This window comes from Saccharothrix deserti, assembly GCF_009769385.1.
Classification (GTDB): Bacteria; Actinomycetota; Actinomycetes; order Mycobacteriales; family Pseudonocardiaceae; genus Actinosynnema; species Actinosynnema deserti.
The window spans coordinates 199108-222030 of sequence record NZ_VKAB01000018.1 but is presented as its reverse complement, the minus strand read 5'-3'; the positions used below and the strand labels follow the sequence as shown (position 1 = coordinate 222030).

The 22923-nt window shown below is 71.9% G+C and carries 22 protein-coding genes and 1 pseudogene; 8 read left to right on the top strand and 15 right to left on the bottom strand.

The window, feature by feature from the left end; translation table 11 throughout:
* Nucleotides 1-8: 8 nt before the first annotated feature.
* From fxsT to FM051_RS29225, 6 genes and pseudogenes are all read right to left on the bottom strand, one after another.
* A complete protein-coding gene (gene fxsT, locus FM051_RS29250; RefSeq protein ID WP_158848919.1) occupies nt 9-4352 on the bottom strand; it encodes an FxSxx-COOH system tetratricopeptide repeat protein in 4344 nt (1447 codons plus the stop codon).
* Entirely contained in the window at nt 4349-5359 is a 1011-nt protein-coding gene (locus tag FM051_RS29245; protein WP_158848917.1) for an AAA family ATPase, read from the bottom strand. The genes fxsT and FM051_RS29245 overlap by 4 nt, the downstream gene beginning before the upstream one ends.
* Complete coding sequence (locus FM051_RS29240; RefSeq protein WP_274383755.1) at nt 5359-6084, bottom strand: VMAP-C domain-containing protein; 726 nt, start codon at nt 6082-6084, stop codon at nt 5359-5361. Before FM051_RS29240 ends, FM051_RS29245 begins: the two co-directional genes overlap by 1 nt.
* Nucleotides 6085-6298: 214 nt before the next feature.
* Nucleotides 6299-6859: pseudogene (locus FM051_RS54045) on the bottom strand (effector-associated domain 2-containing protein); the annotation flags it as partial.
* Between the two features lie 88 nt (nt 6860-6947).
* Entirely contained in the window at nt 6948-7685 is a 738-nt protein-coding gene (locus FM051_RS29230) for an effector-associated domain 2-containing protein (protein WP_158848911.1), read from the bottom strand.
* A 118-nt stretch (nt 7686-7803) separates the two neighbouring features.
* The gene (locus tag FM051_RS29225) at nt 7804-9234 is read right to left on the bottom strand and encodes an aldehyde dehydrogenase family protein (RefSeq protein WP_158848909.1); all 1431 of its coding nucleotides are present in this window, start codon (nt 9232-9234) and stop codon (nt 7804-7806) included.
* Between the two features lie 298 nt (nt 9235-9532).
* On the opposite strand from FM051_RS29225, the gene FM051_RS29220 reads away from it, so the two are divergent.
* The gene (locus tag FM051_RS29220) at nt 9533-9997 is read left to right on the top strand and encodes a hypothetical protein (RefSeq protein WP_238412727.1); all 465 of its coding nucleotides are present in this window, start codon (nt 9533-9535) and stop codon (nt 9995-9997) included.
* A 59-nt stretch (nt 9998-10056) separates the two neighbouring features.
* On the opposite strand, the gene FM051_RS29215 is transcribed toward FM051_RS29220, so the two are convergent.
* Nucleotides 10057-10224 carry a hypothetical protein gene (locus tag FM051_RS29215; protein WP_158848905.1) on the bottom strand — a complete coding sequence of 56 codons (168 nt, stop codon included), beginning with the start codon at nt 10222-10224 and terminating at the stop codon, nt 10057-10059.
* A gap of 187 nt (nt 10225-10411) precedes the next feature.
* On the opposite strand from FM051_RS29215, the gene FM051_RS29210 reads away from it, so the two are divergent.
* Entirely contained in the window at nt 10412-11740 is a 1329-nt protein-coding gene (locus tag FM051_RS29210) for a serine/threonine-protein kinase (RefSeq protein WP_158848903.1), read from the top strand.
* A 201-nt stretch (nt 11741-11941) separates the two neighbouring features.
* On the opposite strand, the gene FM051_RS29205 is transcribed toward FM051_RS29210, so the two are convergent.
* The 7 genes from FM051_RS29205 to FM051_RS29175 form a co-directional block, all read right to left on the bottom strand.
* Nucleotides 11942-12898, bottom strand: a complete 957-nt coding sequence (locus FM051_RS29205; protein WP_158848901.1) for an LLM class F420-dependent oxidoreductase — start codon at nt 12896-12898, stop codon at nt 11942-11944.
* Nucleotides 12899-12906: 8 nt separating this feature from the next.
* Nucleotides 12907-13560 carry an HAD family hydrolase gene (locus FM051_RS29200; RefSeq protein WP_158848899.1) on the bottom strand — a complete coding sequence of 218 codons (654 nt, stop codon included), beginning with the start codon at nt 13558-13560 and terminating at the stop codon, nt 12907-12909.
* A 164-nt stretch (nt 13561-13724) separates the two neighbouring features.
* Nucleotides 13725-14456 (bottom strand): alpha/beta fold hydrolase, encoded by a 732-nt coding sequence (locus tag FM051_RS29195; protein ID WP_238412726.1) that lies wholly within the window; start codon nt 14454-14456, stop codon nt 13725-13727.
* Nucleotides 14453-15751, bottom strand: coding sequence for a wax ester/triacylglycerol synthase family O-acyltransferase (locus FM051_RS29190; protein WP_158848897.1), 1299 nt, complete (start codon nt 15749-15751; stop codon nt 14453-14455). The genes FM051_RS29195 and FM051_RS29190 overlap by 4 nt, the downstream gene beginning before the upstream one ends.
* Before the next feature lie 126 nt (nt 15752-15877).
* On the bottom strand, nt 15878-16804 hold the full coding sequence (locus FM051_RS29185; RefSeq protein WP_158848895.1) for a sensor histidine kinase: 927 nt from the start codon (nt 16802-16804) through the stop codon (nt 15878-15880).
* A 54-nt stretch (nt 16805-16858) separates the two neighbouring features.
* Nucleotides 16859-17395, bottom strand: a complete 537-nt coding sequence (locus FM051_RS29180; protein WP_202919069.1) for a GNAT family N-acetyltransferase — start codon at nt 17393-17395, stop codon at nt 16859-16861.
* Complete coding sequence (locus tag FM051_RS29175; protein WP_158848891.1) at nt 17364-17786, bottom strand: hypothetical protein; 423 nt, start codon at nt 17784-17786, stop codon at nt 17364-17366. The genes FM051_RS29180 and FM051_RS29175 overlap by 32 nt, the downstream gene beginning before the upstream one ends.
* Here FM051_RS29175 and FM051_RS29170 point away from each other — a divergent pair.
* Nucleotides 17785-18024: a hypothetical protein gene (locus FM051_RS29170; RefSeq protein ID WP_158848889.1), complete on the top strand. Its 240-nt coding sequence runs from the start codon at nt 17785-17787 to the stop codon at nt 18022-18024. The genes FM051_RS29175 and FM051_RS29170 overlap by 2 nt on opposite strands.
* Before the next feature lie 11 nt (nt 18025-18035).
* On the opposite strand, the gene FM051_RS29165 is transcribed toward FM051_RS29170, so the two are convergent.
* Nucleotides 18036-18842: an SDR family NAD(P)-dependent oxidoreductase gene (locus FM051_RS29165; protein WP_158848887.1), complete on the bottom strand. Its 807-nt coding sequence runs from the start codon at nt 18840-18842 to the stop codon at nt 18036-18038.
* A 101-nt stretch (nt 18843-18943) separates the two neighbouring features.
* Between FM051_RS29165 and FM051_RS29160 the strand changes: the two genes are divergently transcribed.
* From FM051_RS29160 to FM051_RS29145, 5 genes are all read left to right on the top strand, one after another.
* Nucleotides 18944-19897 carry a Ppx/GppA phosphatase family protein gene (locus FM051_RS29160; RefSeq protein WP_158848885.1) on the top strand — a complete coding sequence of 318 codons (954 nt, stop codon included), beginning with the start codon at nt 18944-18946 and terminating at the stop codon, nt 19895-19897.
* Nucleotides 19894-20496: an STAS domain-containing protein gene (locus tag FM051_RS52105; protein WP_238412725.1), complete on the top strand. Its 603-nt coding sequence runs from the start codon at nt 19894-19896 to the stop codon at nt 20494-20496. The genes FM051_RS29160 and FM051_RS52105 overlap by 4 nt, the downstream gene beginning before the upstream one ends.
* Nucleotides 20497-20501: 5 nt before the next feature.
* Nucleotides 20502-20627, top strand: coding sequence for a hypothetical protein (locus tag FM051_RS53310; RefSeq protein ID WP_274383747.1), 126 nt, complete (start codon nt 20502-20504; stop codon nt 20625-20627).
* Complete coding sequence (locus FM051_RS29150; protein ID WP_158848883.1) at nt 20611-21249, top strand: hypothetical protein; 639 nt, start codon at nt 20611-20613, stop codon at nt 21247-21249. The genes FM051_RS53310 and FM051_RS29150 overlap by 17 nt, the downstream gene beginning before the upstream one ends.
* A 78-nt stretch (nt 21250-21327) precedes the next feature.
* Nucleotides 21328-22911, top strand: coding sequence for a S8 family peptidase (locus tag FM051_RS29145; protein WP_158848881.1), 1584 nt, complete (start codon nt 21328-21330; stop codon nt 22909-22911).
* The last annotated feature ends 12 nt before the right edge of the window (nt 22912-22923 follow it).

Here is a 22923-nt window from a genome sequence, read left to right as displayed (position 1 = left end):
TCACAGCGTCAGAACTGCATCGTGTCGGTGTCGCAGTTCGCGCGCACGAACTGGGTGGCCGCGATCGTCGCCGGGTGCTCGTCGCCCAGGACCTTGCGGAAACTCGCCACCGTCCGGGCGTGCAGCACCGCCGACGCGTTCTCGTCACCGACGTCGCCCAGGTCGATCGCGAGGTTCAGGGCCACCGCCAGCGTCGACGGGTGCTCCGGCCCGAGCACCCTGGTCGACCGTTCGAGGGTGTCCTCGTCCAACGCCCTGGCCCCGGCGTGGTCACCGGTCGCCGCCAGGTCGCTGGCCAGGTTCGTCGCCGCGACCAGGGTGAACGGGTGGTCGGCGTCGAAGACCTCGGTCAGCTTGGCGTGCAGCTCGCGGTCGAGCGCCAGCGCGGCGTCGGCCTCGTCGCGCAGCCGGTGCGTCACCGCCAGGTTGATCCCGGCGATGAGCGTGTACGGGTGGTCGGCGCCCTCGACGCGCAGGAACGTCTGGTAACTGCTCCGCGCGAGGTCGAGGGAGCGGTCCAGGTCACCGAGGTGCCGCAGGTCGGTGGCCAGGTTCATCCGCGACGTGATGGTGTCGGTGTGCTCCTCGCCGTGCCGCCTGCGGTAGCGCGCGATGCAGTCCTCGGACAGCTCCTTGGCCCGCACGTGCTCGCCCGCCTTGCGCAGCGCGACCGACAGGTTCCGCGTCGCGCCGATCACCTGCGGGTGGTCGTCGCCGAACAGTTCGCGTTGCAGGATCAGCACTTCCTCCTGCTGCCGCGCCGCCTCGGCGTAGTGCCCCATCTCCCGGATGTCCATGCAGATGCTGTTGTTCGAGCCGAGGGTGAGCGGGTGGTCCACGCCGAGGACCACGTTCCGCCTGCGCAACGTCTCCTCGTCGATCGCGTGCGCCCGGCGGTAGTCGCCCATCAGCCGCAACGACCCGGCCAGGTTGTTGGCGTACCGCAGGGTTTCCGGGTCGTCGTCGCCCAGGATCTCGACCGCCCGGTCGTACACCTGTTGGCGCATCTCGTTCTCCTCGACGAACTGCCCCTGCGCGCGCCGGTCCAGCGCGAGGGTGTCGAGCATGTTCAACATGCTCTCGTGGTTCTCGCCGACCACTTCCCGGAACAGCTGGTAGGTCCGTTCGTTGAGGCTCTGCGCCTCTTCGCTGCGCCCCAGCCTGCGCAGGGAGATGCCGTACCGCCGGGTGACCTCCAACGTGTCGAAATCCCGTTCGCCCAACGACTTCCGCCACGATTCCGAGGCCTGCGCCGCCAGGTCGCGGGCGCCGCCGAAGTCGCCCGCGTTGAGCAGGTACCGCACCAGGTTCATGACCAGCACCCGCACCCACCGGTCCTGGCAGTCCACCACCCGCGACACCAGGGCGTGCGGCAGCAGTTCGGCGTAGTGCGACCAGTTCGCGGACGCGTCGGGATCGCCCGGGTCGCCGTTCACCAGCAGCACGTGCACCGCGTGCCGCATCCGGTCCTGCTCTTCCTGGTCCAGCCGGTTCTTCAGCACCGTCTGCACCAACCGGTGCAGTTGCAGCGCGTTGTTGCGGTGGTCGATCTTGGCGAGGCTGTACCGGCTGATCTCCCGGATCGCCCGGCTCAGCTTGATCGGGTCGCTCAGCGCGTCGCGCAGCGCTTCCGGCACGGGCATGTCCCGCACACCGCGGAACAGCTTCTGCGAGATGGGCTCCGGCCCGAAGAACGCGCACACCTGCAGCAGCTGGAGCGCCGCCCGGTGGTCGTTCTTCAACCGGTTGAGCGGCACGTTCCACGCCGCCGCCACCGGCAGCTGGTCCTCGCTGGAAGTGCCCGCCTCCAGCAGTTCGGTGCGGTTCTGCTCCAGCAGTTGCAGGTACTCCGACACCTGCATACCGGTCTGCGCCCGCCACGCGGCGGCCTGCTCGACGGCCAGCGGCAGGTCGCCCAGGGCTTCGGCCAACGCGTCGGCCTCGGCGTCGTCCAGGTCGCCGCCACGGCGGTGCAGCAACTCGATGCTCTCCTCGCGGGTGAACAGGTCGACCGCGACCGGCCGGGCGAAACCGCCCCACTCGGAGTTGCGGGACGTGACGACGATGTGGCCGCGCCCGGCGGGGAAGTACTGCCGCACGTCCTGCGGGCGGTCGGCGTTGTCGAACACCAGGATCCACCGCTGGTAGGGCTCACCCCGGCGCAGCGCTTCGAGCACGGCGGGCACGGCGGTCTCGGCGGAACCCGCGGCGGCGACGCCGATCTTCTTCGCCAGCTCCACGAAACTCGACTTGATCTGCGCGGGCTGCTCGGCCGGGATCCACCACACCACCTCGTACTCGGAGGCGTGCCGGTGGATGTACTCGACCACGGTCTGCGACTTGCCGACGCCGCCCATGCCGTGCAGCGCCTCCGGGAGCACGGCGGTCGGTCCCGCCTCGCTCAACCGCAGGCGCAGCTGCTCCAGGAGTTCGCCGCGGCCGACGAAGTCCGGGTTGCGCAACGGCACGTGGCCCCACACCAGCGGCTGTGTGGAACCCGGCTGCCGCTCGCCGGTGAACAGGGGGATACCGGGAGCGTTCACTTCGTCTCCTTCGGGCGGCGGCGGCCCGACCTCTGGCGCACGGGGTCGGGTGTCGGTGTTCGTCACAGCGCTGTTCTCCTTCGGTGTGCCGTCCGGACTCCCGCCGTCGAGGGGCACGCGGGTCCGGTCGTCCGGGCCGAGGGAGCGTCGAATGCGCTGCGACCTTCGGGAATACGGTCCGGAGAGGGCGCGGAACACGGCCTCCTGGACCTTGAGGTAGGGCAGGTTCTCGGGGGACGGGTCGAGCTCGCCCGTCCGGTCGGGGTCGTCGAGCGCCAGCCGGAAGTTCCGCAGCGCCTCGTTGTCCGCGCCCGCGTACTCGTCCAGCACGCGCGCCACCCGCGCGGTGTCCGAACGGCGGGACGTGGCCAGCAGCTCTTCCCTGATCCCGGTGTCGAAGTCGTACGCCACGGCGTCGGTCGCGCCGTCCGCGCCGGGCAGCCGCGTCATCAGGCCGCCGAGCATCACCTCGGCCAACGCCGAGAGGTCCGAGCCGGGCAGCAGCACCCGCTGCACCAGGCCCATCAGCTGAGGGCTCAACGGTGTCGCGGCGAGCAGGCCCGCGAGCTGGAACCCGTCCACCGACGCGTAGGTGCGGAACCGCAGCACGCGTTCGGCCGCGGTCAACGGCTCCTCGTCCGCCGGTCGCGCCGGGGGCGTGCTCTGGGGCGTGACGAGCGCGGCCGTCGTCTCCACCCACTCCGAGCCGGGCGCGGTGAGCAGCCGGGCCCAGCCGGCCATCCACTCGGCGGACAGACCCAGCACGGGCACGGCCATCCCGTCCCCGTCCGTCGCGCCCGCGACGCGCAGCTGCCGGTTCGGCGCGCCCGGCGTGGGCGCGGACAGCCTCATCCGGCGGGCCGGCAGGCCGCCCCACGACCACAGGCGCTGCGCCAGCGTCTGCACGACGGCGACGGGCATCGAACGGCCCCAGTGGTGCAGCACGTGGCCGACCGCGCCGCTGTGCCAGGCCCGGCCGATGGTGTCGGTGAGCACCAGCACGATCCGGGTGCCCGCGGGCTCGACCAGGTAACGCCACTCGTGCTCCGCACCGCCCTCGGACCGCAGCGTCACGTCGTCCGGGGTCGGGCAGGAGCTGTCCAGCACGTAGGTCCGCACGTCCCGGAACGCGCCCTGCCGTTCCAGCAGCACCCGGAACTCGCGCACGGTCTGCTGCCAGATCTCGGCCGCCACGGTCGTGTCGACCACCAGCGCCACCTCGAACCGCCGCCACGGCGCGGCCCGCCACTCCGGCAGCCACAGCCCGTCCCGGGCGGCCCGCACCGCGGTCGCCTCCTCGTCCAACGCCTTGCGCCGGCGCGAAGGCTGCCTGCGCGCCAACGGCCGCAGCGCGCGGCTGATCCCGCGCCGTTCCGGCAGCGCGGGCACGGTCGGCCACGCGGACACCGCGCTGACCGTGCCGTTCACGGCGAGCACGGGATCGGCACGCGCCATCGTCGTCGGGGTCGGCGTCCACCGCTGGATCTCGGCCAGGTCCGGGTCGAAGTCCGGGTCCGGCTCGGGTTCGGGCTCCGGCGTCGGTTCCAGGCTCCCGGTTCCCTCCCCGACCGGCTCTTCCGGTGGCGGAGGAGGTGTTCCGACGTCACGCGGGACACCGGCCTCCGCTTCGGGTGCCGGTGCCGCGGGCTCGGGTGCGGGTGGGCGCAGTGCGCCGGCGAGCCACAGCGAGTCCCGGACCTCGCGCAAGGTCAGGTCCGCCGTGCGCAGCACCTCCACCCGGCTGTCGGTCGCGTCGAGGTGCTGCAGCAGCACCTCGCCCGCCGGCGGCTCGGCCCGCGGTCCGGTCATCCGGCCTCCGCGGACAGCGGGTGCCAGATCGCCTTGAGCAGTTCGGCCCAGTCCTCGTCCGGCTGGTACGCGCCGGACGTGGCCAGGTGCACCGCGTTGAGCAACTGGTCGGCGGACACCGTGCCGACATCGGACCGGTGGGCCAGGAAGTCCGCGATGAGCCGGGCCACGTCCACGCCGTGCGCGTCGCCGAAGTGCACCGCCACCATCTCGCCCAGCTGCTCCCGGCCCGGCTGCCGGACGTGCAGCCGCAGGCAGCGGCGCAGGAACGCGGGCGGGAACTCGCGCTCGCCGTTGCTGGTGATGATCACGACCGGGAACTCGCGGCACCGCACGATCCCGTGCTGCACGGTCGCGGTGTGGCCGCGGTCGGCGGTCAGCACCTCGACCTCGGCCCGGTGCTTGGCGTACCGGACCAGCTCCGGTATCTCGTACTCGCCTTCCTCGAACGTGTTCAGCAGGTCGTTGGGCAGGTCGATGTCACCCTTGTCCAACTCGTCGATCAGCAGCACGCGCGGCAGGTCGTAGGGCAGCAACGCGGTGCCCAACGGCCCGAGGTGGATGTAGTCCCCGATACCCGAATCGGGGTCGTTCGCGCCCACCGCCTGCACCCGCGCGATCGCGTCGTACAGGTAGAGGCCGTCCTTGAGCGTGGTCCGGCTGGTGATCGGCCACCGCAGCACCGGCCCCAGGCCGAGTTCCCGCGCCACCAGGTAGGCCAACGACGACTTCCCGGTGCCGGGCGCGCCGGTGACCAGCAGCGGACGGCGCAACCGGATGGCCGCGTTGACCATCGCGACCTCGTTCGGGTGCGGTGTCCGGCGGACCGCGCGCACACCGCCCACCCGCCGGTCGCCCTCGCCGCCGTCGTCGGCGGGCCGGGACGTGGCCCCGCGACCGGTGAACGTCCGCCACGGCGGGGGAGGGGGCAGGTCCGCGACGGACGTCTGCGCGACGTCGCCCGTGCCGTGGTAGACGTTGCCGGAGTGAACTTGGCCGTCGCTCATCAGACCGCGATCCCTTCCGGGGGCCCCGGTTGGCTGGGCACGACGAGCCGCGTCGGGTCGTCGTAGAGGATCGTCAGCGCCTCGCCGACGTGGCGCCGCGCGGGGCCTTCCGCGAACGCCGTGGTCCGGGCCATGCGGACGCGCTCCAACAGGTGCAGCTCGTCCTGACCGTGCAACACGGACTCCACCACGTCGGTGAACTCGGTGCTGCCGCAGTCGTGCCGGTGCCACACGATCAGTGGAACGCCGGCCTTCATCCCGGCCGTGATCTCGTCCCGCCCGGCGGTCTCCGGCCGCGGCGGCGCGCTCAGCACCAGCGACACCAGCCCGCGTTCCCGGTTGAACCGCGTCTGCAGCTCGCGCAGGCCCTGTTCGGTCCCGCTCGTGGCGCGGCAGGCGGCCGTGTGCGCGAGGCCGCCCGCGCGGCCGAGCTGGTCGGTCATCGCGTCCCACCGCTGCAGCCACTCGCGGTGGTACTTGCGCATCGTCATCCGCTCCAGGCTGCGCACCACCACCGGGTACCGGCAGCCCATCGGCTGCGCCAGGAACGCGTCGTTCTCCCACGGCCACTGGTCGACGTCGAGGTTCAGGTTCTCGTAGTCGAGCACGAACTCGATCCGGATGTCCGGGCTGTACCGCGCCCAGTCGTCCTCGACCTTCTCGATGAGCGCGGCCACCTGCTCCTTCACCTCGTCGAGCGTGCCGACCGCGTCCTCGCCGTGCAGCGGGGACCACGGGGTGGGGGTGGCCGAGCTGGCGCCAGTGCGACAGCCGGAACTTCTCGCCGGTCGGCCCTTCCCGGCGCAGCAGCAGCACGAGGTAGGCGGGCGAGCCCGGCGACGGGGTGAGCGGCTGCGCGGTCTCCGGCCGCAGGTCCTTCCGGATGGCGGCCAGTTCGTCCAGGAGGTTCATCGACCTGGCCTGCGCCTCGTTCCACCGGTGCAGCTCGATGGCCAACTCGGTGCGCACCCGTGCCGCGATGTGCTCCACGAACACCAGCGGGCGCGGCACGCCGTCCGGCCTGGCGTTCATCGTCTCCAGCACCCGGAACACCTCGAAGTAGGTGGTCGGCCCGAACAGGCCGGGAGCGGTCGGGCCGGCGACGACGCGGTAGATGTCCGCGATGTCGGGCACGACTACGCCAGCCAGCAACGTGAACAGCCTTGCTCGTTCGGATGTCGGGAACAGGTCCAACGGCGTCAGTTCGGCGATGACCCGGCGCAATTCAACCATCGCCCGCGAGCCCTGCTCGAACCGACTCACGATCCTGACCAGTGCCGATAATCGTTCAGGGCTCTGCTGGCACACTTCGGCCAGGCTGAACAGGTGTCCGGTCGTGGTCGGGTGCTCCTCGACCACGAGAGTTTCCCGCAATTCTGCGGACATCATCCGGATGACCAGGTTCCGACCGGCGCGATCGGTCAGGGTCGGCACGCGGCTCAACACGTCGACAAGGGGAATGAGCAACCCTCGGCCGCCGTTGTCGTCCGCATGGACCATCGGTGGTCCCCCGTTCGAGCGGTCTGCGCCCAGTGTCCAACTCCTTTCAGCATCGCTCTATTCCGGGCTCCACGTTACGGATTTCCGCTCACTCCTCGAGGTTGGATTCCGTGCTCAAAAGAGTGTCGAATCGTCGCATTGGTGTGGAATCCTCACCTTCCACGACGTGCAAAGCGTGCCGCAGGGCGTTCAAGCCGTGCTCGTGCTCGATGCACGTCTGGAGCAGCCCGCTCACGTGCAGTGCGGCGATCGGGTGATGCGGCACGGCGGCGGCGATGGCGGGCGGCAACAGGCCCAGCACCAGTCGGCGGTCGCCCTCGGTCCGCATCGACGGCACCGCCATCAGCGCGTGGAACAGGGCTTCCACGTCCGGCACGCGGGCGTCGAGCAGCCAGACCGGCTCCGCCAGGCCGGGCACTCCGACGGCCCGGTGACGGTCGGGATCGGCGATCGGCTGATCGCGGAGGTAGCTGTCCGTCACCGCGATCGTGACCGGCCGGCTGGACGCCGCGTGCGCGGAGCGGAGGGCGTCCGAGTCGAGCACGGCCAGGGCCTCGACGACCTCGCCGGCCATGACCACTCGTAACCGGATCGGTGCCGCGACCGAGTCGTTGTGCCGGTGGACGGCTTCGGTGAGCCGCACGGGGAAGCGGTGCGACGGCGGGTGCGTCAGGAGCACGGCGTCGTGGTCGGTGGTGCGGGCCGGATCGTCCAGTTGAGGGTCGTTCAGGGCGGGATCGTTCAGGGCGGCCCGCACCAGCCGCCGTGCGGCGTCGAGGGCCGCGGCCGGGTCGGCGGCGATCGCGAGGACGGCGTGCACGGTCATCCCGGCGGTGCGGTGGTCGAACGCACCTTGAGGACCGACACCCGCGCCCGGCGGGCGACGTCCCGGATCGTGACCGGCATGCCACGAGGATGCGGACGCCGCCGCCGGGCGTCAAGATCTACAGCTCCAGGTCGGTGAGGACCAGAACCCGCTGCTCGGTCAGGTCCTCCATGGCCGCGCGCACCCCTTCGCGGCCGGTGCCCGACTCCTTGACCCCGCCGTAGGGCATCTGGTCGGCGCGGAAGCTCGGCACGTCGCCCACGATCACCCCGCCGACCGCCAGGCGCTTGGCGGCCCGGAACGCCAACCGGACGTCGTGCGTGAACAGGCCCGCCTGCAAACCGAACCGGGACGCGTTGACCCGGTCGAACGCCTCCTCGACCGACGGCACGGAGTCCAGCACCACGACCGGGCCGAACACCTCCTCGTCCACCACCTTGCAGTCCGCGGGCACGTCGGCCAGCACGGTCGGCTCGTAGGTCGCGCCTTCGCGCCGGCCGCCGGTCAGCAGCCGCGCGCCCGCCGCCACGGCCTCGTCCACCCACGTCTCGACGCGCCGCGCGGCGGCCTCGTTGATCAGCGGGCCGACGTCGGTGGCCGGGTCGGTCGGGTCGCCGGTGCCGAGCTTGCGCACGTGCGCCACCACGGCTTCGGCCAACGCCGGGTACACGTCCTCGTGGGCGTACACGCGTTGCACCGAGATGCACGACTGCCCGCCCTGGTACATCGAGAACGTGGCGATCCGCTGCGCGGCCCGGTCCAGGTCCGTCCAATCAGGACAGACGACGGCCGCCGCGTTGCCGCCCAGCTCCAGCACGACGTGCTTGCGCGGCACGCGGTCCAGGATCGAGTAGCCCACCGGACCCGAACCGGTGAACGACACCACCGGCAGCCGGGGGTCCTCGGCCAGGCCGCCCGCCACCTCGTTCGGCACCGGCAGCACCGACCACGACCCGGCGGGCAGGTCGGTTTCCGCGAGCAGCTCACCCAGGAGCAGCGCCACCAGCGGTGTCGCCGGCGCGGGCTTGACCACGATCGGCGCGCCGACCGCCAACGCGGGCGCGACCTTGTGCGCCACCAGGTTCAGCGGGAAGTTGAACGGCGCGATGCCCAGCACCGGGCCGCGTGGCGCCCGCCGCACCAACGCCAGCCTGCCGTTCGCGGCCGGGTCGGTGTCGAGCCGCTGGAGTTCACCGGAGAACCGGCGTGCCTCCTCGGCCGCCCACCGGAACGTCGACACCGCGCGGGTCACCTCGATCCGCGACCACTTCACCGGCTTGCCGGACTCGGCCGTGATGAGCGCGGCGACCTCGTCGGCCCGTTCGGCCAGCCGCCGTGACACGTGGTCCAGCGCCGTTGCGCGGGCGTGTGCGGGCAGGTCGGCGAAGTCCCCGGCGACGGCGTGCGCGGCGGCGACGGCCCGTTCCACGTCCTCGGCGGTGGCGTTGGACGTGCGGCCGGCCAGGGCGCCGTCGTGCGGGGTGCGGATCTCGACCAGGTCCTCGCTGGTCGCGGGCTGTCCCGCGACCCAGTACGGCGTCGTCGTCACTTGGGCGCTCCTTCCGGCACGTCCCGGCCCTCGGCCGGCTCGACGTGGCCGGTGAAGGCGGGCATGGTCAGAGCATCGACCGGGCGGTAGGGGGAAGACAGTGTCCAATCCGGCGAATGGTTTTTGCAGGTTGTACACAATGTCCAAGGCCTGGCCGCCGGGCTGGCCGTTGGGCGTTCGTCGGATTCCGCAGGCGTGCGCGCTCTGGCCGGCCCCGCACGTCCGACCGTACGCTGGGCAGGCACCGCCGCCGTTCCCTGTCCACTAGGGGGATTCCTTGGCGCGCCTACGATTCTTAGTGCATGCGGCCGGTGTCGTCACCGTCACCGCCGCTCTGCTCACCGCCGTGTTCACCAGCCCGGCCAGCGCGTGCAGCTGCGTGCCCAGCACGGAGGGTGAGCGCTACCAGCGGGCGGCGCACGTGTTCTCCGGGGTCGTGATCAGCGAGGCGGTGGAGGCGGGCGACCCCGCGTCGCCGCACGACGACAAGTACCGGTACGCCGTCGCCGTCCACACCGAGTACAAGGGCGACGTGCCGCGCTGGGTGAACGTCATCACGTCGACCAGCGGCGGGCTGTGCGGTATCCGGCTGTACCCAGGCACCGAGTACGTCGTGTTCGCGCACGGCGACTCGGCCGACCGCCGGGTGGAGTCGCACCTGTGCAGCGGCACCCGGCCGGCCGCGTCCGGCCCGCCGGTGACCACCGTGCCGACGACCACCACGACCCCGCCCACCACGCCCTGCGCAACCGCCGCACCGTAAGTGGCAAACGTTCCAACGTTCGTGCACCGAAGATCGCCTGATTGGGTGATCTTCGGTGTTCAGGCGGTTGGCTCGCCGCCGTCCGCGGGCCCGTGCTCGTACTCTTCGTCCGGGTCGTCGCCGTACTGCGCCGGCCTGACCTCGTTCACCTCGCCGAGGGCGTCGACCTTCGCGGCCGGGTCGTCGATGAACTCGTTGATCGTGGGCTCGCGCTCGCGTTCGGTCATGCCGCGGAGGTACCCACCGGGCGGCGGTCCGACACGGGTTCGGGAACCCGAAGACATCGGTGGTTTGTGGTGCCGGCGCTACGGGTAAGTGGGTTCGGAACGGCGAACGGGGTGGCTGGCAGGGCCTCGCGGCCGGTAGCTTCCGGCGTCCGGGCCGGCGTCGTCGACACAGCGGAGGTTCAACCGGATGTGGGACGGTGACCTGACCGGACAGGTGGTCGACGGCAGGTACGCCCTGGGCGGCCTGTACGGGTCCGGCGGCATGGCCGAGGTGTACCGCGCGTTCGACACCCGCCTCGACCGGAAGGTCGCGATCAAGTTCTTCCAGGGCTCGGCCTCCGGTGAGGACCGGATCCGGCTGGACCGCGAGGCGCAGGTGCTGGGCGCGATGCGCTGCCCCGGCCTGGTCGAGGTGTACGACACCGGGAGCTACCGCGGTCGCCCGTACTTCGTGATGCAGCCGATCGACGGCGGCACGCTGCGCCGGCGGATGCGTGGCGCGATGTCGCCCGAGGTCGTGGCCGCGATCGGGTCGCAGATCGCCGGCGTGCTGGCCCACGTGCACGCGAACGACGTGGTGCACCGGGACGTGAAGCCGTCGAACATCCTGCTCGACACCGCCGGGCGGCGCGCGTACCTGGCCGATTTCGGGCTGGCGCTGCAAGCCCAGGACACCCGCCTGACCAAGTCGGGGATACTCGTCGGCACCGCCGGTTACCTCGCGCCCGAGCAGGTGCGCGGCGGCGACGTGCTGCCCGCCGCCGATGTCTACGCGCTGGGCCTGGTGCTGCTGGAGTGCCTGACCGGGCGGCCCGAGTACCCGGGCGGTGACACGGAGGCGGCGCTGTCCAGACTGCACCGGGAGCCGCGCATCCCGGCCAACCTGCCCGAGCCGTGGACCGCGGTGCTGACCGCGATGACCGCGTCGGACCCGGCCAGGCGGCCGTCGGCGGCGGAGTGCGAGCGGCTGCTCGACGAGGCGCAGCGGGCGAGCGTCGGGCTGTCGCCGCTGGTCGAGGTGGCGGTGGTGGAGCGGCCGGAGGCGACGGAGCCCAAGCGCAAGACCAACAGCCGGGTGCTGCTGGGCGGGGCGGTGGCTGCCGCTGCGGCGTTGACGTTGGTGACCCTGGTGACGTTCCGGGACACGACTGAGCCGGGGGCCGGTGAGCCGGCCGGGCGCACCACGACGAGCGAGGTGGCCGATCCGGTCGCCGAGGAGTCCCCGAGCACGGGGGTCGCGGTGCCGGGTGTCCCGTCGGCCTCCACGGTCACCGTGGTGCAAGGCGCTCCGGTGCAGCCCCCACCGGCCGGCAGTGGAGACGACGACGGCGGCGCCGACGGGGACGGCGGCGACGATGGTGCGAACGACAGCACGCGCACCACCACCACGACGACCACCACGAAGCCCCGTCCGGAAACGCCGGTCAACGCCGCCCCGACGAACATCCCGACACCGGTCACGCCGACCGTGGTCGGACCGCCGTCGAAGGACCGAGGCGAGGTTGGCCGGCGCTGAGTCGGGGTCCGATAAGCCCCGTCCGGCCTGATCCGCAGAGCCGCCGGTCGCAGTAGAGCCGCCGGTCGCAGTGGGAATGCTTCGCAGGAGTCCCCGCCAGGGGGTCCCCTGATCTTTATTCTGCCGGCGGGGTCCGACAATTCGGTGGGAGTCCGGTCCGCCGGATGCGGCCGGATCCCGAAGAGCGACTGGGTGCGAGCGTCAACGCAGGGCCGGCAGGAGCTCGCCCTTGGCGAAGTCCAGGAACTCCGGCTGGTGGTCGCCGCCGATCTGCACCAGCGCCAAATCGGTGAACCCGGCGTCGCGGAACTTGCCGACCGCCTCCACCACCGGCCCGACCTCCGGCCCGCACGGGATCTGGGCGGCCACGTCCTCCGGTCGCACGAACTGCGTCGCACCGGCGAACCCGGCCGTGCCCGGCAGCTCCGAGTTGACCTTCCACCCGCCCGCGAACCACCGGAACTGCTCGTGCGCCCGTTGGACCGCCTTGTCCCGGTCCCGGTCCCAGCAGATCGGCAGCTGCCCGATCTTGCGCGACCGCCCGCCCTGGAAGACGTCCCACTCCTGGCTCAACGACGCGTCCGGCTCGGTCGCCACCATCGCGTCGGCCAGGGGCGCGAACGTGCGCACCGACTGCCCACCGGACACCGCGACCGCGATCGGCACGCGTTGCTCGGGCAGGTCCCACAGCTTCGCCGAATCCACCCGGAAGTGTTGACCTGAGTAGTTGACGTACCCGCCGTCGAACAGCTGCGAGATGATCTCCACCGCTTCGCGCAGCAACTCGTGCCGCACGTTCACCGGCGGCCACCCGCGCCCGACGACGTGCTCGTTCAGGTTCTCACCGGCACCGATGCCCAGGGTGAACCGGTTACCCGACAACAACTGCACGGTCGCCGCCTTCTGCGCCACCACCGCCGGGTGGTACCGCACCGTCGGGCACGTCACGTAAGTCATCAGCTCGACCCGATCCGTCGCCTGCGTGACGGCGCCGAGCACGCTCCACGCATATGGCGCGTGCCCCTGCTCGTCCAGCCACGGCGAGTAGTGGTCGCTCATCACCTCGAAGTCGAAGCCGGCCTGCTCGGCCAGCGCCGCGTGCTCCACCAACTCGCGTGGTCCGGCCTGCTCGGTCATGAGGGTGTAGCCGATCCGCACGCTTCCTCCTACGCCATCGGCAGGTCGGTGAGGTCCGCCCGCAATTCGTCGAGTTCTTCGTAGACTGCCGACGCCCCGGCTTCCCGCAACTCGGCTTCACCGAAACCACCCGTGCGAAGGCACACCGAGGGCAGTCCGATCCGCCGCGCGGCCTCGCAGTCCCACACGGAGTCGCCGATGACCACGGCACGGCCACGTCCGCTGCCGTCGACCCGCCGCAACGCCACCTCGATCAGGTCCGGCGCGGGTTTGCTCGCGTCGACGTCGTCCGAGGACGTCGACGTGATGCCGGACGCGTCGATCAGCTTCAGGTAGTGGTCCACGTGGTGGCGTTTGCCGGAACTCGCCAGCACCACGGTGAACTGCTGCCCCAGTGCCGCGGCGATCAGGCGGTGGGCGCCTTCCAACGGCCGGATCTCGGCCAGCATCGGCTCGAACGCCACCTCCCACGCGGTGCGGAGGTCGTCGCCGTGCTCGCGCTCCACGTGCTCACCCGCGACCGCGGCGACGAGCTTGTCGCCGCCCATTCCGATGGCCCGGTGCAGCCGCCAGGTCGGCACGGTGATGTCGAAGCGGCGGAACGCGCGGAACCAAGCCACCGCGTGGTGGTAGTTGGTGTCCACCAGCGTGCCGTCCACGTCGAGGACGAGCGTGTTGGTCATGAGGCCTGGTTAGCCCGACCGGACGACCTGCAAACCGGCCGCCCCCGCGAACCGTTCGAGGACTCGGGTGCTCTGAACGTTCAACTCGGGTGCTCTGAACGTAGGACACACGTGCGCTGGAGGTAGGACACACGTGGTTGTGTGGTGGTTGTGTGTTGGGTCGGTCAGGGTAGGGAGGTCAGGAACTCCTCGATCAGCCGGAACCACTCGGCGGGCGCCTCGATCGCGGGCGCGTGGCCGCTGTCCAGTTCCGCCCAGCGCGCGCCGGGGATCAGGTCGGCCAACGCGCGCGTGGTGCCGGGCGCGACCAGCCGGTCGTGCTTGGTGCCGATCACCAGCGTCGGCACCGCCAACGACGGCAGCTCGTCGCGCAGGTCGATGCGCTGCACCAGGTCGATCTGGTCGGGCGTGCCAGGCGGGATGGTGAGCGCGATCAGCTCCAGGAACCCCTCGGCCTGCTCGGCGGTCATCCGCCGGTGGAACGGCTCGCCCAGCACCAGCGACATGAGGTAGCGGGCCAACGTGGTGCGGTCGCCGCCCAGCAGCCGACCCCACTCCAGCATCCGCGCCCTGGTCTCGTCGTCGACGCGGGCGAACCCGGCGGTCAGCACCAGGGCCGTGACCCGCTCGGGGTGCCGCTGGGCCGCGCGCACCGCGACCGCGCACCCCAAGGAGAAGCCGATGATCGCGAACCGCTCCTCGCCGTCGGCGGCGGCCACCAGCCGGTCGGCTAAGTCGTCCAACTCCAGCGGCCCCGTCGCACGTGGCGTGGTGCCGGAGCCGGGGAAGTCCACCGCGTGCACCTTGCGTTTGCGCGACAGCTTCGGGATGAGCGGGCTGAAGTTCGCGCGGACGGTGCCACCGGCCCCGTGGGCGAGCAGAAGTGCGGGAGTCACCTGGCCGATTCTGCCGGGTGACGCCGGTGCAGCGCGGCGAGTTCCGTCCGAAGAGCGGTCTGCAACCAGCGCGAATCCGCCATCCACGGTTGGTTGGTGTGCAAGCACACATGCACACCGCTTCGGTACGCCGACAGCGCGACGCCCACCGCGTGCCCGGCGGCCACCGGCGCGACCGGGTACACCTCGCGCAGCTCGGCGCCGTCCAGGCGCAGCGGGATCGACGGCAGGTGCACGCTGGTGACCAGCGCGTCGAACAGCAGTGGCGCGCACAGGCCCGCTAACGGCGCGGCGATCCGGTGCAGCACCGGCGGTATGCGTTCGGCCAACAGGGGGAACGCGCCCGCGCCCCGCTCGGTGCCCGCCGCCTTGTGCCGGTCCATGTCCTCGCGCACGGCCCGCAGCCGCACGGCCGCGTCCGGCTCGCCGACCGGGAGTTCGCACAGGAACCCGGAGATCCGGTTGCCCGCGGTCGAGGCGCCGCGCCGGGTCACCGGGATCAACGCGCGCAGCGTCGAGCCCTCTTCCGCGCAGCCGTGCGCCAGCAGCCACTGCCGCAGCGCGCCCGTGACCAGCGCCAGCAGCACGTCGTTCAGCGTGCCGCCGTGCACGCGCCGCGCCCGGTGCACCTCGTCCACGCCCAGCCGCGCCATCACCACCCGACGGGGCCGGTCGGACCGCGTCACCACCGGTGAGTGCCGCACCGGCGGGCGGGTGCTGCGCAGCACGTCCGACGCGATGCCGGCGGTGCGGGCGATGTCCCGGATCGAGCCGACCAGCCCCGGTTTCACCTCGGGTTCCGGTGCGACGGGCAGGTCGCGGTCCATGCCGTCGAACAGCCGCAGGCCGAGGCCGACGGCCTTCATCCCGTCGCACAACGCGTGGTGCAGCTTCACCACCACCGCGAACCGGCCGCCGACCAGGCCGGTGATCACGTGCAGCTCCCACGGCGGGCGGGACAGGTCCAGCGGCCGGGCCATGAGCTGCGACACCAGCGCGGCGAACCGCTCCTCGTCACCACGACCGCGCAGGTGGTGGCCCTGGATGTGGTCCTCGGGCGTGAAGCACGGGTCGTCGACCCACGACGCTCCGCCGGGCGGCAGCCAGGACGCGCGGACGTGCCGGCGCAGGGCGGGCACCTCGGCCGCGCGTTCGCACAGCAGCGCCACGATCCGCGCCGGGTGCACGGGGGTGTGCGGCGCGAACGTCGCCACCGCGCCCAGGTGCATCGGGTTGTGGTCGTCCTCCAGGCAGAGGAAGGCGACGTCCAACGGGCTCAGCTGGTCGGTGCTCATCGCCTTCCAGGCAACCACGCGGGCGTGACGGGCCGGTGGCACCCGGGTGACGCCGGGCAACGCCCTCATCACAGCGCCAGCCGGGCGGTCGGCCGAGTGGTCCAGCCGGGTGGTCCAGCCGGGAGATCAGCCGACGTAGACGCGGATCGCGGTGCCGTCCTCGCCGGTGTGCACGCGCACCAAGTCGCACAACAGGTTCACCAGCATCACGCCGTACCCGCCGCGCCCGCTCGCGCCCGGGTTGCGCCTGCCCACCATGGGGTTGGCGAGCCGGCCCGCGTCACGCACCTCGCACACCACCACGCCACCCTCGCGCCACAGCAGCAGCGTGCCGGAGCCGCCCGCGTGCACCACGCTGTTGGTGGTCAGCTCGTTGACCGCGAGCACCAGGTCCTCGACGTGGTCCGCGGTCAGGGACGCGTCGGTGGCGAACCCGGCCACCAGCCGCCGGGTGGTGCCCAGGCTGTCGAGGTCGAACCGGCGGACGAGCACGTCGGCAGGCGGCGGTGGCAGCGGCCGGTTGAACTCCTCGGTGATCAGGAACGGCTCGCGGTAGCCGTCGCTCCGCCTGCGCCGCTCGCCCTCGACCATGATCGGGTGGGTGGCCTCCGCGTCGCGCAGCGCCTCCGGCGCGAGGTTCGCCGTGTCGTACGGGCACAGGATCCAGGCCGGACGGTCCTCGAACGCGGTGTTGATCAACGCCTCGTGCTGCACGCACGCCGGGTACTCCAGCTCGGTGCGCTCCGGCCAGAGCGGCTCGCCGATGATCCGCACCCGGCCCGAGGCCGCCGTGTCGGCCGCGTTGTCGGTGAACGCGGCCAGCACACCGGGGATGATGCGGCCGGGGTTGCGCCCGGCTCGTCTCATGTCCAGGAACTCGACCTGCTCGGCCTGCCTGCCCAGCGCACCGCGCAACAGGTCGATGCCCCGTTGCGGCACGGCCACCAGCACCGGCTCGCCCGCGGCGAGCCCGTCGCGCACGAACGGCACGGTGCCCGCGAGATATTGCTCGTCGTCGCGGTAGAGCAGTGCCTCGTGCACGAAGTCGACCACCGGGGGACCCTCCGAACGGTTGCTGGCGGGAGGTCTGCCCGTTCAGTATCTCGCTCAAACGCCCCCGCGCAGCGGTCTGCGCAGGCAAACGCGTGTCGCCGGGTCCAGACCACGTGCGGTTTCCGCCGCGACGACGGCTCGCAGGCCCGGCGACAGGTCCCCTACCTCGTGAAATCCGAGCCGCCGGTAATACGGGCCGTTCCACGGGATGTCGCGGAAAGTGGTCAAGGTCAACGCTTCGAGACCGCGCGTCGCGGCCCAGTCCTCGACGTGGTCGAGCAGCGCCGCGCCGATACCGCGCCGGGCGTGGTCGGGGTGCACGCTGATCTGCTCGACGTGCGCCGCGCCGTCCACCACCTCGACCGCGACCCAGGCCACCGGCCGGGGGTCGGCGGCCACCCAGACGTGCAGGTGTTCGAGGGTGCTCAGCGGCATCGGGTCGTCGTCGGCGATCTCCGGCATGCCGAAATCGCGGAACGGTTCACCGGAGGCGCGTTCGATCGGGGGGAGCAGCGGCAGCTCGTCCGGCCGGGCGGGGCGGATGTCCACCGGTGCATGATCAGCCCGCGGTGAGGTTCTGCTCAACCTCATTTGCGAGCGCTTCGAGCAGGCGCGACGGGAGCTGGTCGTCGGAGCAGCCGTCCACCCGGAGCTCGGCGACGCTGCTCGCCACGCCCGCCAGCGAGACACGGAGGGAGCCCCGGCAGCCGTGATCGGCCAGCGGCTCCCAGGTGAGCAGCAGCCGGTCGTAGTCGGCGGCCAGGCTCACCTGGTACGGGTCGTCGTGCTGCCGGAGGATCAGCACGTCGTCCGCACGGCCGATGACCTGGTACGGGGCGGGCAGCCACGCGGCGAGCCGGGCCGGGTCCGCGGCGGCGTTGAAGACAAGGTCGGGCAGGGCTGGGACATCTCGTCTGGCGTGGATGGTCACGGTGCCGGTTACCCCGTTCGAGCAGGTGCACACCGGGTAACCGGCGGGCATGAGCGCACCAGAGGAACCGGTGGGCGAGCCGGTCGACCCGGACGAGATCGCCGAAGAGGCGCCCATCGACCCGACCCCGCGGGAAGTGGACGAGTACCGCGAGCTCATCGGGGACGTGCCGGCGGAGCGGGAAAGTCCCGAACCCGCAAGCGTCGAGCCGGACAGCCTTGAACCGGACAGCCTTGAACCGGACAGCGTCGAACCGGGGAGGCCAGAGGCCGGAAACCCGGAGTCCTGAGCCCTCCCGCGTCACCAGCCGGAGCCGGCCGAGCCGGGTTCGGTCATACCGCGCACGGCCCGCGCCTTCAGCGGGTCGGGCAGGACCCGGCCGGCGGCGGCCTGCGCCTTGGTGCGCAGCGACCCGGCCACCACGTGGTCGTCGCCCGCCATCAGCGCGTTGAACCCGGCCCGCGCGACGTCGGCCGGATCGTCCTTCGGCCCGGTGGCGACCTTCGTGTCCGTCATACCCGCCCGGCGGAAGAAGTCGGTGTCCGTCGGTCCCGGCATCAACGCCGTCACGGTCACCCCGCTGTGCCGCAACTCCTCCCGCAGTGCCTGCGAGAACGACGCCAGGAACGCCTTCGACGCCGCGTAGACCGAGTGGAACGGTCCGGGTGCGGTCGCGGCCACCGACGAGGTGAACAGCACCCGTCCGGCACCGCGTTCCACCATCCCCGGCACCAACCGCTTCGCCAGGTGCACGGCCGACTTGATGTTCAGGTCGACCACCCGCAAGTGCGATCGCAGGTCGCTGTCGTCGACGAAGTCACCGCCGACACCGACACCGGCGTTGACCGCCAACGCGTCCACCGGTCGCCCGACGCCCTCGACCACCGCGACGAGGTCTTCGTTGCCCTCGAACGTGGCCAGGTCCGCCCGCACCGGGTCGACCCGCGCACCACCCTCGCCCAACTCCCGCGCCACGTCCTCCACCACGTCGTTCTCCGCCGCCACGACCAGGTCGAAGCCGTGTTCGACGAACACCTTCGCCAGCTCCAACCCGATCCCGCTCGACGCGCCGGTCACCACCGCCAAGGGCCTCTCAGAAGCACTCATGGTGGGTGAACTACCCCCGGTCGGATCACCCAATCCGGTTTCACCCGATGTGCTCGTGGGCACTCCCCCCGGTACCTCTCACTCGCGGTTGGTGGTGACGTATGTCCAGACGGCCAGGTCAGGTCGGGGTGCTCGACATCGGCTGCTTCAGCGCTCACCTCCTCGTCGTGTCGGGCTCCCCGCTGCACCCCGTCGTCTCGCACAAGACCCGGCTCCGCCTCGACCGGGCCCTCGACCCGCACAACCGACTCGGCCCGGACGGCGTGGAACAGGTTGTGACCGCTGTCCGCACCGCGCGCCGGATCGCGGAACGGGCCGGTGTCGTGGGTGTCGTCCCGTTCGCGACTTCCGTGATCCGCGATGCCACCAACGCCGATCAGGTGATCGCCGAGATCGCCCGCCGCACCGGCACGCAGCTGCGCGTGCTGCCCGGACAGGAGGAGGCGCGCCTGGCCTACGTGGCCGCGCGGCACTGGTTCGGCTGGCACGTCGGCGCGCTGCTCGTGCTCGACGTCGGCGGCGGCACGGTGGAACTCGCGGCGGGTGACGACGCCGAGCCGTCGCTGGTGCGTTCGCTGCCGTTCGGCGCCCGCACGCTGACCCGGCGGCCGGCTCTCGACCGGACCGCGCCGCGCGACCACCGCGGCCTGGCCCGTGAGCAGGTCCTGGTGCACGACCAGGTGGTGGCGGCGCTGGACGGCACCTCCGTCGCCGACCACCGGGCCGTCGGCTGCTCGAAGGTGTTCCAGCAGCTGGCGCGGCTGGCCGGGGCCAGACCGCAGCACGACGGGCCGTTCGTGCCGCGTTTCCTGCGCCTGACCGACCTGCGCGCGTGGATACCCCGACTGGCCCGGATGCCCGCGCCCAGACGCGCGCGACTGCCCGGCATCTCCCCGCACCGGGCCGAGCAGTCGCTGGCGGGCGCGCTGGTCGCGGAGGCGCTGATGGTGGCCACCGGCCAGGACGAGGTGCGGATATGTCCCTGGTCCACCAGGGAAGGGCTGCTGCTCACCTTGAGCTGGGCGGGCGACGACGAGTACTGCCGGGTGGCGTGAAAGGGATCGGAATGCTGGCGTTGTCGGTCGAGGCCCACCGGACGGGGTGCGCGGTGGTGGTGGCGACCGGGGAGCTGGACCTGGCGGGCGCGCGTCGGGTGTTGGACCGGATGGACCGGTTGGTGACCGAGGGGCGCGACCGGATCGTGCTGGACATGTCCGGGGTGGCGTTCTGCGGGGCCCAGGCCATGAGCGCGCTGGTCCGCACCAGGGCGCGGGCGCAGCGCTCGGGCGGTTGGCTGCGGCTGGCCGCCGTGCCGCCGCACGTGCGGCGGGTGTTCGAACGCACCGATCTTGACCGGCTGTTCCCACGCTACCCGGACGTGGCGTCGGCGGCGACCGGGCGGGCCGTGCCGAGTGGTGAGGGGCGGACTGCTTCGCGGGTCGACGGGCGCGCCGCTTCGGGTGGCGATGGTCGGGTTGCGGCGGGTGGTGACGGGCGGGCGGTGCCGAGTGGTGACGGGCGGGCTGGTTCGGATGGCGATGGGCGGGCCATGCCGGACGGTGACGGTCGGGTCGCTTCGGGTGGCGACGGTCGGGCCGTTTCGGGTGGTGATCAGGGGGTAGTCGAGCGGAAACCACCTTCACAGGCGAGGTGATCCGCATGAGTTCGACCACGCAGCTGTACGCCGTGCTGTGGTTCTACGGGGTGCTGGTGGACAAGGCGAGCGCGGCGAACTTCATGCTGGGTCCGGGGCTCAAGGGCAACCCGAATGCCCGCAGTGCCTGACGTCGTCGAAACCGCGTTCCGCGCGCTGGCCGACGCACGGGACGCCAGGGCGGTCCACCCGCGCGGCCGGTGGTTCGAGGGCACGGTGACCGCGACCTTCGACCCCGCGTTGCCGCTGCCGCTGGGGGAGACCGACGTGATCGGTCGGCTGTCCAAGGGCGCGGGCACGCCCGGCGGGCTGCCCGACGTGCTCGGGTTGGCGTTCCGGCTGCCGGGACCTTGGGACGTGCTGCTGTCCACGTCGTTCGCCCGAGTGCTGCCCCTGCCCGCCCGGACGTGGTCGAGCGGCCGTTACGGCAGCATCGCCCCGTTCCGCCGGCGCGGTCGCCTGGTGTGGCTGGCCGCCGTGCCCGATCCGGGCCGGACCGGCTCGGCGGCGTTGGCCGACCTGCCGGACGAACTGGGGTTCACGCTGGAGGTCGGCGGACCCTGGCGGCCGGTCGGCAGGCTCGTCGCCCGGCCGCTGGACGTCGACCGCGACCTGCCCGCGCTCGACCCGATCCGGAACCGGCCGCCGGGACTCGACCTGGTTCCCGCCGTGCTCACCAGGGCGCGGGAGCGGGCCTACCGGGGCAGCCGGCGTGGCCGTTCCCCCGATCCAGTGACAGCCCCCGGCGCATGACCGATCATGGGCCGGGGTAGCCCGAAGGCCATGCGAGCCCGTCGAGGTCCGGAGATCAGCGCGGCCGGAGTACGACCGATGCGAGGTGATCGCGCGATCCGGCGACCGGTGATCACCGCCTGCCTGGCCACGGCGGCCCTGGTGCTGACCGCCGTCGGCCACGGTCACACCGCCCACGATGGCGCGGCGGGGAAGCGGGGCGACATCCGCGGCGCCGACCAGCCGGGCGCGGTGAAGGACAGCTACATCGTCGTGCTGCGCGACCAGGGGTTCAGCGCACCGCAGACGGAAGCCGCCGCGGCCGACCTGACCGCCAGGTACGGCGGTCGGGTCAAGCTCACCTACACCGCCACGCTGCGCGGCTTCTCCGCCGCGATGAACGAGGAGCAGGCGCGCAGGGTCGCCGCCGACCCGGCCGTGGAGTACGTGGAGCAGGACGGCACCGCGCACGCCACCGACACCCAGAACAACCCGACCTGGGGCCTGGACCGGGTGGACCAGAAGAAGTTGCCGCTCGACGCGAAGTACACCTACGCCGGCGGTGCGGCCAACGTCACCGCGTACGTCATCGACACCGGGATCCACAAGGCGCACGCCGATTTCGGCGGCCGGGCCGTCGACGGCCACGACTTCATCGACGACGACGCGGTGGCGGACGACTGCCACGGTCACGGCACGCACGTCGCGGGTACCCTCGGCTCCACCACCTACGGCGTGGCCAAGGGCGTGAAGCTGGTCGGCGTCCGGGTGCTCAACTGCATGGGCGCGGGCCAGTGGTCGCAGATCATCGGCGGCTTGGACTGGGTGGCGAAGAACGCGGTCAAACCGGCCGTGGCGAACATGAGCCTCGGCGGTCCGGGCAAGTCCTCAGTGGACGACGCGGTCAAGAAGACGATCGCGGCGGGCATCACCTTCGCGGTGGCCGCCGGCAACGACAACCGCGACGCGTGCGACACCACGCCCGCCCGCACCCCCGAGGCGATCACGGTCAACGCGAGCGACAACTCGGACAACCGGTCCTCGTTCTCCAACTACGGCAGCTGCACCGACATCTTCGCGCCGGGCTCGGACATCACCTCGACCTGGAACGACGGCGGCAACCGCCCGCTCAACGGCACCTCGATGGCGACACCGCACGTGGCGGGCGCGGCGGCGCTGTACCTGGCGGCCAACACCGCGGCCACCCCGGCGGACGTGGCCAAGGCCTTGACCGACAACGCCACCACCGGCGTGGTCGAGGACGGGGGTTCGGGCTCACCGGACAGGTTGCTGCACACGGCGTTCATCAGCGGCGGCGACCCGAACCCGCCGACCTGCAAGGGTGGTTCGAGCACCGACGACGTGGCGATCCCGGACGCCGGACAGGCCGTGACGTCGAGCATCGCCGTGTCCGGTTGCGACGGTCGCGGCACGGCCTCGACCGCGGTGAAGGTGGACATCGTGCACCCGTACACCGCCGACCTGGCGGTGGACCTGGTGGGTCCGAGCGGCGCGGTGTTCGTGCTGCGCAAGCCCGATGGGGTGAGTTCCCCGGACGGCATCCACGAGACGTTCACCGTGGACACGTCGTCGGAGAACAAGAACGGCACGTGGAAGCTGCAGGTGAAGGACGTCTTCACGTACGACACCGGCAGGATCGACGGCTGGAGCATCACCTTCTAGCGGTCGACTGGC

Excerpts from the sequence above, each read along its gene's own strand:
- FM051_RS29215 (WP_158848905.1), bottom strand. The coding sequence starts at position 10,224 with ATGACCGAACGCGAGCGCGAGCCCACGATCAACGAGTTCATCGACGAC.
- FM051_RS29190 (WP_158848897.1), bottom strand. The coding sequence starts at position 15,751 with ATGAGCACCGACCAGCTGAGCCCGTTGGACGTCGCCTTCCTCTGCCTG.
- FM051_RS29170 (WP_158848889.1), top strand. The coding sequence starts at position 17,785 with ATGAGCGCACCAGAGGAACCGGTGGGCGAGCCGGTCGACCCGGACGAG.
- fxsT (WP_158848919.1), bottom strand. The coding sequence starts at position 4,352 with ATGACCGGACCGCGGGCCGAGCCGCCGGCGGGCGAGGTGCTGCTGCAG.
- FM051_RS29200 (WP_158848899.1), bottom strand. The coding sequence starts at position 13,560 with ATGACCAACACGCTCGTCCTCGACGTGGACGGCACGCTGGTGGACACC.
- FM051_RS29245 (WP_158848917.1), bottom strand. The coding sequence starts at position 5,359 with ATGAGCGACGGCCAAGTTCACTCCGGCAACGTCTACCACGGCACGGGC.
- FM051_RS29180 (WP_202919069.1), bottom strand. The coding sequence starts at position 17,395 with ATGAGGTTGAGCAGAACCTCACCGCGGGCTGATCATGCACCGGTGGAC.
- FM051_RS29150 (WP_158848883.1), top strand. The coding sequence starts at position 20,611 with ATGCCCGCAGTGCCTGACGTCGTCGAAACCGCGTTCCGCGCGCTGGCC.
- FM051_RS29165 (WP_158848887.1), bottom strand. The coding sequence starts at position 18,842 with ATGAGTGCTTCTGAGAGGCCCTTGGCGGTGGTGACCGGCGCGTCGAGC.
- FM051_RS29175 (WP_158848891.1), bottom strand. The coding sequence starts at position 17,786 with ATGCCCGCCGGTTACCCGGTGTGCACCTGCTCGAACGGGGTAACCGGC.
- FM051_RS29210 (WP_158848903.1), top strand. The coding sequence starts at position 10,412 with ATGTGGGACGGTGACCTGACCGGACAGGTGGTCGACGGCAGGTACGCC.
- FM051_RS53310 (WP_274383747.1), top strand. The coding sequence starts at position 20,502 with ATGAGTTCGACCACGCAGCTGTACGCCGTGCTGTGGTTCTACGGGGTG.
- FM051_RS29145 (WP_158848881.1), top strand. The coding sequence starts at position 21,328 with ATGCGAGGTGATCGCGCGATCCGGCGACCGGTGATCACCGCCTGCCTG.
- FM051_RS29230 (WP_158848911.1), bottom strand. The coding sequence starts at position 7,685 with ATGACCGTGCACGCCGTCCTCGCGATCGCCGCCGACCCGGCCGCGGCC.
- FM051_RS29160 (WP_158848885.1), top strand. The coding sequence starts at position 18,944 with ATGTCCAGACGGCCAGGTCAGGTCGGGGTGCTCGACATCGGCTGCTTC.